General features: G+C 63.7%; 26 protein-coding genes. All 26 read right to left on the reverse strand.

The window, feature by feature from the left end; all coding sequences use genetic code 11:
- Positions 1-21 precede the first annotated feature (21 nt).
- A complete protein-coding gene (gene rpsM / locus F4X41_04140) occupies positions 22-402 on the reverse strand; it encodes a 30S ribosomal protein S13 (protein MYB16214.1) in 381 nt (126 codons plus the stop codon).
- Position 403: 1 nt separating this feature from the next.
- A complete protein-coding gene (gene rpmJ / locus F4X41_04145; protein MYB16215.1) occupies positions 404-517 on the reverse strand; it encodes a 50S ribosomal protein L36 in 114 nt (37 codons plus the stop codon).
- Between the two features lie 11 nt (positions 518-528).
- A complete protein-coding gene (infA, locus tag F4X41_04150; GenBank protein ID MYB16216.1) occupies positions 529-756 on the reverse strand; it encodes a translation initiation factor IF-1 in 228 nt (75 codons plus the stop codon).
- 175 nt (positions 757-931) lie between these two features.
- Positions 932-1,615: an AAA family ATPase gene (locus tag F4X41_04155; protein ID MYB16217.1), complete on the reverse strand. Its 684-nt coding sequence runs from the start codon at positions 1,613-1,615 to the stop codon at positions 932-934.
- A complete protein-coding gene (secY, locus tag F4X41_04160; protein MYB16218.1) occupies positions 1,576-2,853 on the reverse strand; it encodes a preprotein translocase subunit SecY in 1,278 nt (425 codons plus the stop codon). Before secY ends, F4X41_04155 begins: the two co-directional genes overlap by 40 nt.
- 66 nt (positions 2,854-2,919) lie before the next feature.
- On the reverse strand, positions 2,920-3,366 hold the full coding sequence (locus tag F4X41_04165; GenBank protein ID MYB16219.1) for a 50S ribosomal protein L15: 447 nt from the start codon (positions 3,364-3,366) through the stop codon (positions 2,920-2,922).
- Positions 3,356-3,559 carry a 50S ribosomal protein L30 gene (gene rpmD / locus F4X41_04170; GenBank protein ID MYB16220.1) on the reverse strand — a complete coding sequence of 68 codons (204 nt, stop codon included), beginning with the start codon at positions 3,557-3,559 and terminating at the stop codon, positions 3,356-3,358. The genes F4X41_04165 and rpmD overlap by 11 nt, the downstream gene beginning before the upstream one ends.
- Positions 3,546-4,067 carry a 30S ribosomal protein S5 gene (locus F4X41_04175; GenBank protein ID MYB16221.1) on the reverse strand — a complete coding sequence of 174 codons (522 nt, stop codon included), beginning with the start codon at positions 4,065-4,067 and terminating at the stop codon, positions 3,546-3,548. Before F4X41_04175 ends, rpmD begins: the two co-directional genes overlap by 14 nt.
- A 15-nt stretch (positions 4,068-4,082) precedes the next feature.
- Positions 4,083-4,442, reverse strand: coding sequence for a 50S ribosomal protein L18 (locus tag F4X41_04180; protein MYB16222.1), 360 nt, complete (start codon positions 4,440-4,442; stop codon positions 4,083-4,085).
- A complete protein-coding gene (locus F4X41_04185; protein MYB16223.1) occupies positions 4,439-4,987 on the reverse strand; it encodes a 50S ribosomal protein L6 in 549 nt (182 codons plus the stop codon). Before F4X41_04185 ends, F4X41_04180 begins: the two co-directional genes overlap by 4 nt.
- A gap of 7 nt (positions 4,988-4,994) precedes the next feature.
- Positions 4,995-5,420: a 30S ribosomal protein S8 gene (gene rpsH, locus F4X41_04190; GenBank protein ID MYB16224.1), complete on the reverse strand. Its 426-nt coding sequence runs from the start codon at positions 5,418-5,420 to the stop codon at positions 4,995-4,997.
- 5 nt (positions 5,421-5,425) lie between these two features.
- Positions 5,426-5,611, reverse strand: a complete 186-nt coding sequence (locus tag F4X41_04195; GenBank protein MYB16225.1) for a type Z 30S ribosomal protein S14 — start codon at positions 5,609-5,611, stop codon at positions 5,426-5,428.
- Positions 5,611-6,165, reverse strand: a complete 555-nt coding sequence (rplE, locus tag F4X41_04200) for a 50S ribosomal protein L5 (GenBank protein MYB16226.1) — start codon at positions 6,163-6,165, stop codon at positions 5,611-5,613. The genes F4X41_04195 and rplE overlap by 1 nt, the downstream gene beginning before the upstream one ends.
- Positions 6,165-6,491, reverse strand: a complete 327-nt coding sequence (locus F4X41_04205) for a 50S ribosomal protein L24 (protein MYB16227.1) — start codon at positions 6,489-6,491, stop codon at positions 6,165-6,167. Before F4X41_04205 ends, rplE begins: the two co-directional genes overlap by 1 nt.
- Before the next feature lie 5 nt (positions 6,492-6,496).
- A complete protein-coding gene (gene rplN / locus F4X41_04210) occupies positions 6,497-6,865 on the reverse strand; it encodes a 50S ribosomal protein L14 (GenBank protein ID MYB16228.1) in 369 nt (122 codons plus the stop codon).
- Entirely contained in the window at positions 6,866-7,147 is a 282-nt protein-coding gene (gene rpsQ, locus F4X41_04215; protein ID MYB16229.1) for a 30S ribosomal protein S17, read from the reverse strand. It lies immediately after the preceding gene.
- A 2-nt stretch (positions 7,148-7,149) separates the two neighbouring features.
- A complete protein-coding gene (rpmC, locus tag F4X41_04220; GenBank protein ID MYB16230.1) occupies positions 7,150-7,368 on the reverse strand; it encodes a 50S ribosomal protein L29 in 219 nt (72 codons plus the stop codon).
- On the reverse strand, positions 7,361-7,786 hold the full coding sequence (rplP, locus tag F4X41_04225) for a 50S ribosomal protein L16 (protein MYB16231.1): 426 nt from the start codon (positions 7,784-7,786) through the stop codon (positions 7,361-7,363). The genes rpmC and rplP overlap by 8 nt, the downstream gene beginning before the upstream one ends.
- A 2-nt stretch (positions 7,787-7,788) precedes the next feature.
- A complete protein-coding gene (gene rpsC / locus F4X41_04230; GenBank protein MYB16232.1) occupies positions 7,789-8,523 on the reverse strand; it encodes a 30S ribosomal protein S3 in 735 nt (244 codons plus the stop codon).
- Positions 8,524-8,862: a 50S ribosomal protein L22 gene (locus F4X41_04235; GenBank protein ID MYB16233.1), complete on the reverse strand. Its 339-nt coding sequence runs from the start codon at positions 8,860-8,862 to the stop codon at positions 8,524-8,526.
- Positions 8,863-8,887: 25 nt separating this feature from the next.
- Positions 8,888-9,166, reverse strand: coding sequence for a 30S ribosomal protein S19 (rpsS, locus tag F4X41_04240; GenBank protein ID MYB16234.1), 279 nt, complete (start codon positions 9,164-9,166; stop codon positions 8,888-8,890).
- Positions 9,167-9,197: 31 nt separating this feature from the next.
- Positions 9,198-10,031 (reverse strand): 50S ribosomal protein L2, encoded by an 834-nt coding sequence (gene rplB, locus F4X41_04245; protein ID MYB16235.1) that lies wholly within the window; start codon positions 10,029-10,031, stop codon positions 9,198-9,200.
- Between the two features lie 22 nt (positions 10,032-10,053).
- Positions 10,054-10,335 carry a 50S ribosomal protein L23 gene (locus tag F4X41_04250; protein ID MYB16236.1) on the reverse strand — a complete coding sequence of 94 codons (282 nt, stop codon included), beginning with the start codon at positions 10,333-10,335 and terminating at the stop codon, positions 10,054-10,056.
- Positions 10,336-10,338: 3 nt separating this feature from the next.
- Positions 10,339-10,992 (reverse strand): 50S ribosomal protein L4, encoded by a 654-nt coding sequence (rplD, locus tag F4X41_04255; GenBank protein MYB16237.1) that lies wholly within the window; start codon positions 10,990-10,992, stop codon positions 10,339-10,341.
- Positions 10,993-10,996: 4 nt separating this feature from the next.
- Entirely contained in the window at positions 10,997-11,623 is a 627-nt protein-coding gene (locus F4X41_04260; GenBank protein ID MYB16238.1) for a 50S ribosomal protein L3, read from the reverse strand.
- Between the two features lie 7 nt (positions 11,624-11,630).
- Positions 11,631-11,996, reverse strand: a complete 366-nt coding sequence (rpsJ, locus tag F4X41_04265) for a 30S ribosomal protein S10 (GenBank protein ID MYB16239.1) — start codon at positions 11,994-11,996, stop codon at positions 11,631-11,633.
- Between the last annotated feature and the right edge of the window lie 47 nt (positions 11,997-12,043).

The following is a 12,043-nucleotide window of genomic DNA, read 5'->3' on the forward strand; positions in this document are numbered from 1 at the left end:
TGGGGCTAATTCCGTTCTGGGTTAGCGCTTGATCGATTTCTTGCGGATGCCGATGGCGGTCTTGCGCATCCGGCGCGTCCGAGCGTTGGTGTGCGTCCGCTGGCCGCGCACCGGCAGGCCCAGGCGATGGCGCAGGCCGCGGTAACTTCCGACTTCGCGCAATCGCGAGATGTTCAAACCGACTTCGCGGCGCAGCTCCCCTTCGACCTTGTGCTCGCGCTCGATGATGTCGCGCACCCGCGCAAGCTCGGCGTCGGTGAGATCGCGGACCCGAGTGCCGGGCCTGATCCGCGCCCGCCGCACGATCTCCTGGCTGGTAGGACGGCCGATGCCGAAGATGTAGGTAAGGGCGATCCAGACCGGTTTGTCCACCGGAACGTCAACGCCCGAAATTCGCGCCATGCTATCCCTGCTTCTGGTTGTGGCGGCGGTTGTCGCAAATCACCATCACCACCCCGCGGCGTTTGATGATCTTGCACTTGATGCAGCGTTTGCGGACCGATGCGGATATCTTCATCGCGAAAAACCCTAACGCTGGTCCGGCAGACGCCAGGTGATCCGGCCCCGCGTCAGATCATAGGGAGTCAGTTCGACGCGGACCTTGTCGCCGATCCCGATCCGGATGTGATTCATGCGCAACTTGCCGGAGAGATGCGCCAGCACCAGGGCGCCGTTTTCCAGCTCGATCTTGAAGTTGGTATCGGGCAGCGAATCGCGCACGGTCCCTTCGACTTCAATCACATCTTTTTTGGCCAAAAGCCCTAAGTCCTAGCTGGTGGCTGGCAGCGCGGCTGCGGATTTCTTGCTGGCACCCAACCCCGGTAGCGGGGGATTTGGAACCCGACCCGACCGGTCGAGTCCTTCCGATTGAACTGGTTGGGTCCTGCGCCTTGCCGAGCGAACGAATTATAGACGGTGTAAGGAGAAATCATCACCGGCAGCGTACCGAACTGCCCACTCCGCCGGCCGGCGCAGCAAGGGGGTCGCAGCCTTGGCTGCGCGCCGCAATCAACGCGTCAATGTCGGCGCCGATCGCATCAACCGGACGGTCTCCATCGACGTCAAATATGAGCCCTTGTTCCAGGTAGTGGTCAAAGACCGGCCTTGTCGCCGCGTCGTAGACGGCGATCCGGTGATCGATGATCTCCGGTCGGTCGTCGGATCGCCCGCGATGGAGTGAGCGGTTGACCTTGACCGCGTTGTCGACCTTCAGGTGAACCACGGCGGCGATGCGACCGCCGACCGAAGACAGCCAATCGTCGAACAACTTAGCCTGCACCGACGTGCGCGGGAATCCGTCGATGACCACCCCGGGACCGATTGCGCAAAGCCGCTCCACCTCGGCCGTGATCAACTGGGTGGTCAATTCGTCAGGGACTAGGTCGCCGGCCGATAGCTTTTCCTTTATCAGGCGGGCAAGCCGGTCCGAGCGCGATTCGAGCGCCCGGAACAGATCGCCGGACGATAGGTGGACCAGACCCATTCGCGACTGCAAGAGTTCGGCCTGGGTGCCCTTGCCGGCGCCCGGCCCGCCGAGCAGGACAAGCAGGAGTTTCCGGTCGATCGCTGGGTCGCTCACAGGAAAGCTTCGTATTCCCGCATCATCAACTGCGATTCCAGCTGACGCATCGTGTCCAGGACGACTCCGACCGTAATCAGGAGGCCGGTGGAGCTGAGCGCGACCGTCGTTACCCCGGTCCCAAGGCCCACGAAAAACGGGACTATCGCTATCAGCCCCAGGAACAGTCCCCCGGCCAGGGTGATTCGATTCAGAACCCGGTTAAGGAATGCGGCGGTCGGTCGGCCGGGCCGGATTCCGGGGATGAATCCGCCATTCTTTTGCAGGTTTTCGGGCAGGTTCTGCTGATTGAAGATAACGATCGTATAGAAGAACGTAAATGCCACTACCAGCAGAAACGTCATGAACCAATAGGGAAACGCCTCGGGTCCGAACCAGCCGGCCAGAACACCGGATAGTTCGGCCAGCCACAGGGCGTCGGAAGTGGCGGCATACTGGGCGATGGTGGCCGGCATCAGCATGATCGAAAACGCAAATATCAGAGGGATCATGCCGGCCGAATTGATCTTCATCGGGATGTGCGTGGATCGTCCTCCGTACATCCGGTTTCCGCGGACCCGCTTGGCGTAACTGACCGGAATCCGGCGCTGGCCCTCGTGGACGAAGACGATCGCGGACACCATCAGCACGCCTATCACCGTAAAGGCAGCCAGACCGGTAAACGCTTCGCCGCCAAGCAGCGATTGGCCCAGCGCCGGTGGAACGCCCGCCACGATGCCGCCGAGGATGATGATCGAGACACCATTCCCGATTCCGCGCTCGGTGATCAATTCGCCGAGCCAGTAGAGAAACATCGTTCCGCCGGCCAGGATCGTCAGCATGCCCAGGATCGTCAACGGCGGCAGATCACCGATCGGGGACGGGGAGGCCGCGCGCAGGATCTGTATCTGGGCATAGCCCTGCATCATCGCCAGCGGCACGGTGAACAGCCTGGTGTAGAAGGCCAGTTTGCGACGGCCGGCGTCGCCGCCCTCGCGCGAGAGTTCGCGCAACTGCGGCACGATCGGCACCAGGATGTTGAAGATGATCGAAGCGGTGATGTACGGGTAAACGCCCAGTGCGACCACCGAAAAGTTCTCGAGAGCACCGCCGGACAGAAGGTTGAGAAAGCCCAGCAGCTGGTCGCCTTCGAATCGTTGCTGAAGCAACTCCAGATCGACGTTTGGCAGCGGGATGTGGGCCACGATCCGGAAGATTATGAGCATGCCCAGCGTAAAGAGGATCTTGTTGCGCAGATCCGGCAACCTGAGCGCTGAAATCGTTGCCTGAATCATGAGTCAATCATCGAGTCGGGTGGCCCGGATGTACAGCGTGCACTCCCGCGGCGCAATCCAGGGCGGTTACTCGATCACTCTCGCTGAACCACCGGCGGCCTCGATCTTGGCGATGGCGGCAGCCGAAAAGCGGGTGGCCGATACGGTGAGTTTGCGTTCCAGCGATCCGCTGCCCAGGATCTTGATTGGGCCGCGCTTGGCGATGCCGGCCGCGATCAATTCGTTGGGTCCAACTTCAGCGCCGTCTTCAAACGCATTCAGCGCGGAAACGTTCACCGGTTCGAATTCGGTGCGATAGCGCGCGTTAGAAAAGCCGGGCAACTTCGGGAACCGGCGGAGGATGGGAGTCTGTCCGCCTTCGGCGTACCAGCGCCGATTGGCGCCGGACCTTGACTTGGCGCCCTTTTGACCCCGTCCGGCCGTCCGTCCGCGACCGGAACCGATTCCGCGTCCGATTCGCTGGCGGGCGCGCTTTTTCGACCCGCTGACGGCCAATCCGATGTCATTTGCCATCGTCGGAGCCCTTTTCGACAGTGGAGACGTCGACGAGGTGGCTTACGCTGTGCGCCATGCCCCGGATCGCGGGGTTGTCGGGATGGTGGACGACCTGCCCGATTCGGCGCAGGCCGAGCGCGACAACCGTGTCCTTGTGCTGCTGCAGCGCCCCGATCGGGCTGCGCCGCAGCGTGATTTCAAGAAGCGCCATTTGAACTGGCGCGCTGCCGACGACTTGGCCGCCGCAGCTTTGCGTTGGCCGGAACGCTCAGATCGTTGAGCGCTGCCATCGTCGCTTTGGCAAGGTTCATCGAATTCGACGATCCGAACGCTTTGGTCAATACGTTGGAGATTCCGGCCGCTTCCACGACCGCGCGGACCGCTCCGCCTGCGATTACTCCGGTACCGGGACTGGAGGGGCGCAGGACCACTTTCGAGGCTCCATAGCGGCCCTCGACATAGTGCGGAATGGTGCCGTCATCGCAGACCGGAACCGAGACCATGGCGGCACGCGCTTTCTCGTGCGCCTTGCGGATCGCCGAGGCGACCTCGCGGGCTTTGCCCAGTCCGAGTCCGACCCTGGTTTGCCCGTCGCCGACAACTACCACGGCGTTGAATCCAAACGTGCGCCCGCCCTTAACGACCTTGGCCACGCGCTTGATGCGGACAACGCGCTCTTCGATGCGCTGACCGCCGTCGACGTTGCTGCGTGCACTCAATTCAGATTGCTCTTTCTAAATCCGTAGACCCGCCGCGCGTGCGCCATTGGTGAGCGCCGCAACGCGGCCGTGAAAGCGATGTCCGCCGCGATCGAGCACCGCCGATTCGAGGTTGGCTCCGGCAGCCCGTTTGGCCAGCAGTTCGCCAACCTTGCGGGCGGCCTCGGTCTTGCTGCCGGATTCGCCCAGATCTTTGTCGAGGCTCGATGCCGACGCCAGCGTTACGCCGGCGTCGTCGTCAATCAATTGTCCGTAGATGTGGCGGTTGCTGCGAAACACCGCCAGCCGCGGACGCGCTGCCGAACCGCGCACTTTTTTGCGGATGATCCGATGGCGGCGGCGGCGGTCGGCACTACGTGATCGCTTTTTCATCAACCCGCCCCGATCGCTGCCTTGCCCGGCTTGAGGCGAACCACTTCGCCTGCATAGCGGATTCCCTTGCCTTTGTATGCGTCGGGCTTGCGCAGCGCTCGCAGATTCGCGGCGGTCCGCCCGACCAGCTCTTTGTCGATGCCGCGCACTGTCACCCGGTTGGCGCCTTCCAACTGAAGTTCTATTCCATCCGGGGCCGTGAAGATTACCGGGTGCGACATGCCGATCTGCATTTCGATGCCGTCGGCGTGGTCCTGGGCCCGGTAACCGGTCCCGACGATGTCGAGCGTGCGTGAGTATCCCTGGGTGACCCCGACCACGTTGTTGGCAATAAGCGAACGCGAGAGTCCGTGCAGCGATCGTTGCCGCGACGAGTTGTTGCGGCGCGTGACTTTGACCTGGCCATCCTCGATTGCGGCATTGATACCGGACTGGAGCTGTAGTTCGAGCTTGCCCAACGGACCCTGGACCACGACCCGCCCCGAACTCGAGCAGTCGACCTCGACCCCGTCCGGGATCGGAATCGGCAGCATGCCTACGCGCGACACTGTCCGGCTACCAGACCGAGCAGATGTGCTCGCCGCCGAGTTTGCGGCGATAGGCCTGTCGGCCGGTCATGATGCCCTGCGAGGTGGAGATGATCGCGATTCCGGTCCCGCCGCGAATCAGCGGGATTTCGCGGGCGCGCGTGTATTGGCGCCGTCCCGGCTTGGAAACGCGCTTGGCTGCCTTGATGACCGGCTGGCGGTCGGTGTCGTACTTGAGCAGGATTCGTAGTTGCGCCTGCGGGCCTTCGACCTCGAGCTGTTCGAATCCGGCGATGTACCCCTCGCGTTCCAGGATTCCGAGTATGCTGGCCTTCTGTCGGGACGCCGGAACGTCGGTGTGAGGGAGTCCGGCCTGGCCCGCATTGCGAATGCGTGCCAGCAGGTCGCCGATCGGGTCCGAGTGCGAATAGCGGAGTACGGAGGGGCGTGCCACGTCGGTTACCAACTCGACTTGATGATGCCGGGAATCTCGCCGCGAAGGGCCCGTTCGCGGAAGCAGATTCGGCACAGGCCGAACTTGCGAATGTAGCCGCGCGGTCGCCCGCACAGTCCGCAGCGGTGATGGAAGCGCACCTTGAATTTGGGCGGACGCTTCCACTTTTCAATCAGCGCTTTCTTGGCCATCAGTTCATGCTCCCCTCGGCCTGGAACGGGCAGCCCAGCGCTTCCAGTAGGGCCAGACCGTGGGCGTCGTTGATTGCTGTAGTCACAAAAGTCACCTGGAAACCCCGCACGCGGTCGATCTTGGTGTAGTCGATCTCAGGAAAGATCAGTTGTTCGTCAAACCCGGTGGAGTAGTTTCCGCGGCCGTCGAATGACCGCCGGGAAAGTCCGCGGAAGTCGCGCACCCGCGGGATTCCAATCGAAAACAGCCGATCGACAAAGTGGTACATGCGATCGCCGCGCAGCGTAACCATCACCCCGACGCGCATCCCCTTGCGCAGCGAAAAATTCGAAATTGACCGTGTCGCCCGGGTGATTACCGGTTTCTGGCCAGTGATGATTCCCAGGTCGCGGGCCGCGTTCTCGGGCGCATTCTGGTCGGAAATCGCCTCGCCGACGCCGCTGTTGACCACGACCTTGACCAACTGCGGCACTTCCATGACGTTGGCGATGCCCAGCTCGCGCGCCAGCTGAGGCCGGAATTCGTCCACGTATCGCCTGCGCAGTCGGGAAATCACTGGTTGTCTACTACCTCGCCCGACGATTTGGCGTAGCGGACCCGCCGTCCGTCCGCCAGCGTCTGCTTGCCGACGCGGGTCGGTTGCTGCGTGGCCGGATCGATCAATTTCACGTTGGAAACGTGCATCGGGGCCGCGAAATCGATGATTCCGGTTGGTCGACCGGGACCGGAAAAACGGGCGTGCCGCTTCCGCAGGTTCACGCCCTCGACGACGACCTGCCGGGTCTTTTTCAGAACCTGGGTCACCGAACCGCGTTTGCCGCGCTCGGGTCCGGAAATCACGACGACCTCGTCGCCCTGCTTGATTCGAATCGACGCCATGGGAATCAGAGGACCTCGGGCGCCAGTGAAATCACCCGTGCGAAGCGCGCATCACGCAGTTCGCGGGCAACCGGTCCAAATATTCTGGTTCCAATCGGCGCTTGCTGACCGTCAACCAGCACCGCGGCGTTGTCGTCGAAGCGGATCCGCGACCCGTCGCGGCGCTTGTATTCCTTGGCCACCCTCACGATCACTGCGTGGGCGACCCGGCCTTTAGGAATCGGGCTGTTGGGCACGGCGGATTTGACCGAACCGACAACCACGTCGCCGACCGATGCGTAGCGCCGACCGGTGCCGCCGAGAACCCTGATCACCAGGAGTTCGCGGGCGCCGGTGTTGTCAGCGATCTTGACTCGAGACTGTTGCTGAATCACTCAGGCTTCCAAGTCTTCGATGTCGGCGGCGACGGCCGGGGCGGTGTCGACCACCTGGCGCAGCCGCCATCGCTTGCGCGCCGAGAGGGGACGACACTCCTCGATGACGACCAAGTCGCCATTCTTGGAAGCGTTGTCGGCGTCATGGATCATGTAGCGCTTGCGCCGTCGGACTTGCTTGCCGTAAAGCGGGTGGCGCACGACGCGGGTGTGTTCAACTACCCGCGACTTGTCCATCCGGTCGGAGACCACGATGCAGCGCAACCTTCGCTTGCCAGCCATGGTCAGACGCCTTCCTGGCCCGTCACGGGAGCGCTCAGCTTCGCCGAAAGTACGGTCAGCATGCGGGCAATATCCTTGCGCGCTTTGTGGATCTGTGAGTTGTCGTCGAGTTGGTGCGTAGCGGCGCTGACGCGCAACTGGAACAGGTCGTTGCGGCGGTCGGCGATCGCAGTCTCCAGCTCAAGCGGACTCATCGCCCGGAGCTGCTCCATGTCAGCCAACTACAAACTCCTCGGTGCGACTCAGAATGCGGGAGGCCACCGGCAGCTTGTTGGCCGCCAGCTGGAGCGCCCGCACGGCAACGTCCGATTCGACTCCGGAAATCTCAAATAGAACCCGTCCGGGCTTGATCGGCGCCACCCAGCGATCGGTAGCGCCCTTGCCGCCGCCCATGCGCGTCTCGATCGGTTTCGAGGAGACCGGCTTGTCGGGAAAAACGCAAATCCAAACCCGGCCCTGGCGGCGCATTTGCCCGGTCAGGACGCGCCGCGCGGCTTCGATCTGACGCGAGTCCATGAACCCGCGCTCGGTCGCCTGCAGACCCCAATCGCCGTGCCGAACCGAGTTTCCGCGGGTCGCCCGGCCACGGTTCTTCCCGCGCATTCTCTTCTGGTGCTTCAAGCGCTTCGGCATGAGCATGGTCAGCGCTCCAGGCCGGCCGGCAGGACATCGCCGATCCCCGACCGGTTCTGATCGGAGGCCCGGCGGGCGCGATCGCCACGATGCACCCAGGCCTTGACCCCGATCGTTCCGTAGGTGGTGCGCGCCACAGCCTGCCCGTAATCGATGTCGGCGGTCAGCGTCTGCAGCGGCACACGGCCCTCTATTTCATATTCAGTGCGCGCCATGTCGCGCCCGCCCAGGCGCCCGGCAACCTGAATCTTGGCTCCTTCGGCCCAGGCCCGCAGGCACCGCTCGGCGGCCGATTTCATCGCCCGCCGGAAGGAAACGCGCCGTTCGATCTGATCGGCCACCGATCTGGCCACCAAGTAAGCGTCAAGGTCGGGCGAAGTGATTTCGGTCACATCGACGTCGATGCGCTTGCCGATTTCCTTGGACAGCGCTTTCTGCAGGGCTTCGCGGTTGGAACCGCCTCGGCCGATTACGACGCCGGGGCGCGAGGTGTGGATGTTGATCCGGACCATGTCCTGCACACGCCGGATGAGGATGCGTGACACCCCGGCGCTGTAGGAACGGCGTCGCCCGCCCCGGTCTTCGTGCTGTCCGGGCGGGTTCTTCAGCCACGTGCGGACGAAGTCGCGGATGCGCGCGTCTTCGATGACCAGATCGGCAAATCGCCGGTCGGCGTACCACTGGCTGTCCCAGCCGCGGTAGTTGCCGAGCCGAAATCCAACCGGGTGAACTTTACGACCCATCTACGCCTCGATCTCGTCTACGACCACGGTGATGTGGCACATGCGGCGCCGGTAAAACCCGGCCCTGCCGCGCGATTTGGCCCGCATTCGCCGAAGGCGCGGCCCGTCATCTACGAATGCCCTGGCCACGTAAAGCGACTCGGGATTCAGTCCGTAGTTGTTTTCGGCGTTGGCGACGGCCGACTTGATCGTCTTGGCGATCATCGCCGCCGACCGGTTCGGAAGGTAGGCCAACAACGAAAACGCTTCGCCAATCCCCAGACCCTTGAGCTGGTCGGTGACCAGTCGGGCCTTGCGTGGGGCGATGCGCAGGTATCGCGAGGTGGCTGCGACTTCCATTCGCGTCCGCTATCTCCTGATCCGCTCAGCGGCCGGTGCGGGCCCGGGATCCCGAGTGCCCGCGGAATACGCGGGTGGGCGCAAACTCGCCGAGCTTGTGGCCCACCATGTTTTCAGTTATGTAAATAGGGACGTGGCGGCGGCCGTCGTGGACGGCGATCGTGTGCCCGACCATCTCCGGGAAGATCATCGAGCGCCGGCTCCAGGTGCGCAAGACCTGCTTGACGCCCCGGCGATCGAGGGCTTTTACGCGACGCAGCAATTTGCGGTCCGCGTACGGTCCCTTTTTCAGCGATCTAGGCATTTTTGTCCGGGGTTTCTTCTTAAGAGTTCAGTTAACGCCGCGTCCGGCGCCGGCGCAGGATCAATTTGTCGCTGCGGCGTTTGCCGATTCTGGTTTTGCGCCCCAGCGCCGAGCGACCCCAAGGAGTCTTGGGAGGCATCCCGGTGGGCGCTTTGCCTTCGCCGCCGCCGTGCGGATGGTCTTTGGGGTTCATCGCCGACCCGCGCACGCTCGGTCGGCGCCCCCGGTGGCGGGAACGTCCGGCCTTGCCCAGCGACTGGTTCGAGTGATCCTCGTTGCCAGAGCGACCAATTGTCGCAAAACAGGAGCCGCTGACCATTCGCATCTCACCGGACGGCATGCGCAACGTCGCCATGCCGCGATCCTTGGCCAGGACCTGCAGGTAGGACCCGGCCGCACGCGCCAATTGGGCGCCCCGGCCGGGGGTCAATTCGACGCAATGGACCACGGTGCCGTCCGGAATGTCCTGCAACGCCAGGGCGTTGCCCACGGTCAAGGCAGAACCGGGTCCGGACTGGACGGTGGAACCCAGGGCCAACCCGGACGGCGCGACGATATAGCGTTTTTCGCCGTCGGCGTAGTGGAGCAGCGCCAAACGCGCCGATCGGTTCGGATCGTATTCGATCTGGGCGACCTTGGCCGGCACGCCCCATTTGTCACGCTTCCAATCGACCTGGCGCAGCTTGCGCTTGTGGCCGCCGCCCTGGTGGCGCACCGTGACCCGGCCCTGATTGTTGCGGCCGGCGCGCGATTTGCGCGGGCGGGTGAGTTTTTTCTCCGGCCGCCGGCGCGTGATGTCGGAAGAGTCGACCGAGACGTATTCGCGCCGCCCCGGCGAGGTCGGTCTGTAAGTCTTTACCGGCATGTCTGTTCGCCCGAATCCTCGATCAGGCGCCGAACACGTCGATGCGGTCGTCGGGGCCCAGGGTCACGATCGCTTTCTTCCAGTCCGACGTGCGGCCGGTATGGCGACCGAAACGCCGGCTGCGGCCGCGCTGTGAAATCACGTTGACTTTGACAACCTTGACTTCGAACATGCGTTCGACTGCTTCGCGAATCTGAATCTTGTTGGCCGATCGATCGACCTTGAAGACATATTTGTTTTCTTCGGCCAGGTAGGTCGATTTCTCGGTCACTATGGGAGCGATCAGCACGCTGGCGGCGTCCATCGCTCAGCCGCTCCGGTCAACCAGCGTCGCCACCGCGTCAGCGGAAACGACCAGCGTGTCAGACACCAGCACGTCGTAAGTGGATAGGGTGTCGGCGCGGGCAACATCCACGTGCGGGATGTTGGCGGAAGACCGCAACAACGATTGCTGCGGGTCGCTGTCCACGAGGAGGACGCGCCCGCTGCCGGAAAGCCCGGCCTCTTTGAGCCAGGTGGCCCGGGTACGGGTCTTGCCGTCACCCAGATCAATCGGATCGGCCCCGCGGATGCTCCCGGATCGCGCCTTGAGCGCCAGTGCCTGAACGAACGCGCTTCGTCGTTCGCGTCGCGAGAGCTGGCGGGATTTCTTCAGGGGCTTGGGCGCGAACGCCAGGCCGCCACCGCGCCAGATCGGCGATCTGATTGATCCGTGGCGGGCCCGGCCGGTGCCCTTTTGGCGCCATGGTTTGCGTCCGCCGCCGCGGACCTCAGACCTCAGCAGCGTGGACCGGTTGCCTTCGGCCGAATTCAGATGGTGGTCGGCGACCGCGCGTTTGAGAAGGTACTGGTTGATCTCGCAGTCGAACCAGGCCTGGGGCAATTCGAGCTTGGCTCTTTTCTTCCGGCCATTTGCCCCGATGACCGGGATACGGGTAGTGGCCGCGGGTTCCGAAGCCATTCCGTTAGCTGACCTTCTCGATCGCCAGCAGCGAGCCGTTTGGCCCGGGAACCGCGCCCGAAAGCAACAGCAGGTTGCGCTCGGGATCGACCCGTACGACCTTTACTCGTGAAAGCGTCGTGCGCTGCCCGCCGGAGCGACCGGCCATCTTTTTGCCCTTGAAAACCCTGCCCGGGTCCGTGCCCGCCCCGATCGAGCCAGGTGCCCTTTCGCGATCGGACTGACCATGCGTGCGGCGGCCTCCGCGGAAGCCGTGCCGCTTCATTACGCCGGTGAATCCGCGCCCCTTGCTGGTGCCGACGACTTTCACGCGCCGCGCATCAGAGAGCACCGAGACCGTTATTTCCTGGCCCCGTTCGACGTCTTCAAGGTCATCGGACGATGCCCGGAATTCGCGAAGGTGGTTGAACGCGCCCAGTCCCTCGAGGTGTCCCAGCTCGGGATTGCTCAGCTTCTGTTCGCGGGTCGCCCCGTAAGCCAGCTGGGCGGCATCGTAGCCGTCTGACTCGCGCGACTTGACCTGGGAGACCACGCACGGACCGGCGCTGATAACCGTGACCGGCACATAGCGGCCGTCGTCATCGTAGACGTGCGACATGCCCAGCTTGGTTCCGAGCAATGCGGCGATCATGACCGGATCAGGATTTCATTTCGATGTCCACCCCGGCCGGCAGATCCAGGCTCAGGAGGGCGTCCATCGTTTCTTGATTGGGGTCGGAAACGAATATGACCCGGCGGTGGGTGCGCATCTCGAATTGCTCGCGCGAGTCCTTGTCGATGAACGGCGAGCGAATCACCGTCCACTTGTTCTTCTTGGTGGGCAGCGGGACCGCGGTCACGGTCGCGCCGCTGCGCCGAACGCTGTCCAGGATCCGGCGGACCGACTGGTCCAGGATGCGGTGATCGTAGGCGTTGAGCCTGATCCGGAAGCGCTGGCGCCGCGGCCCGCCGCGGCGCCGGGGGCGCGGCCGGCGGCGGGGGGGCCGCGCCCGCGCCGCCCCCATGGCCAGCCAGGGGGGTGTGTGTGTTAGCGCTTAGCGCAGGGTATCGG

It is taken from the genome of Chloroflexota bacterium (genome assembly GCA_009840625.1).
Lineage (GTDB): Bacteria > Chloroflexota > UBA11872 > UBA11872 > VXNJ01 > VXNJ01.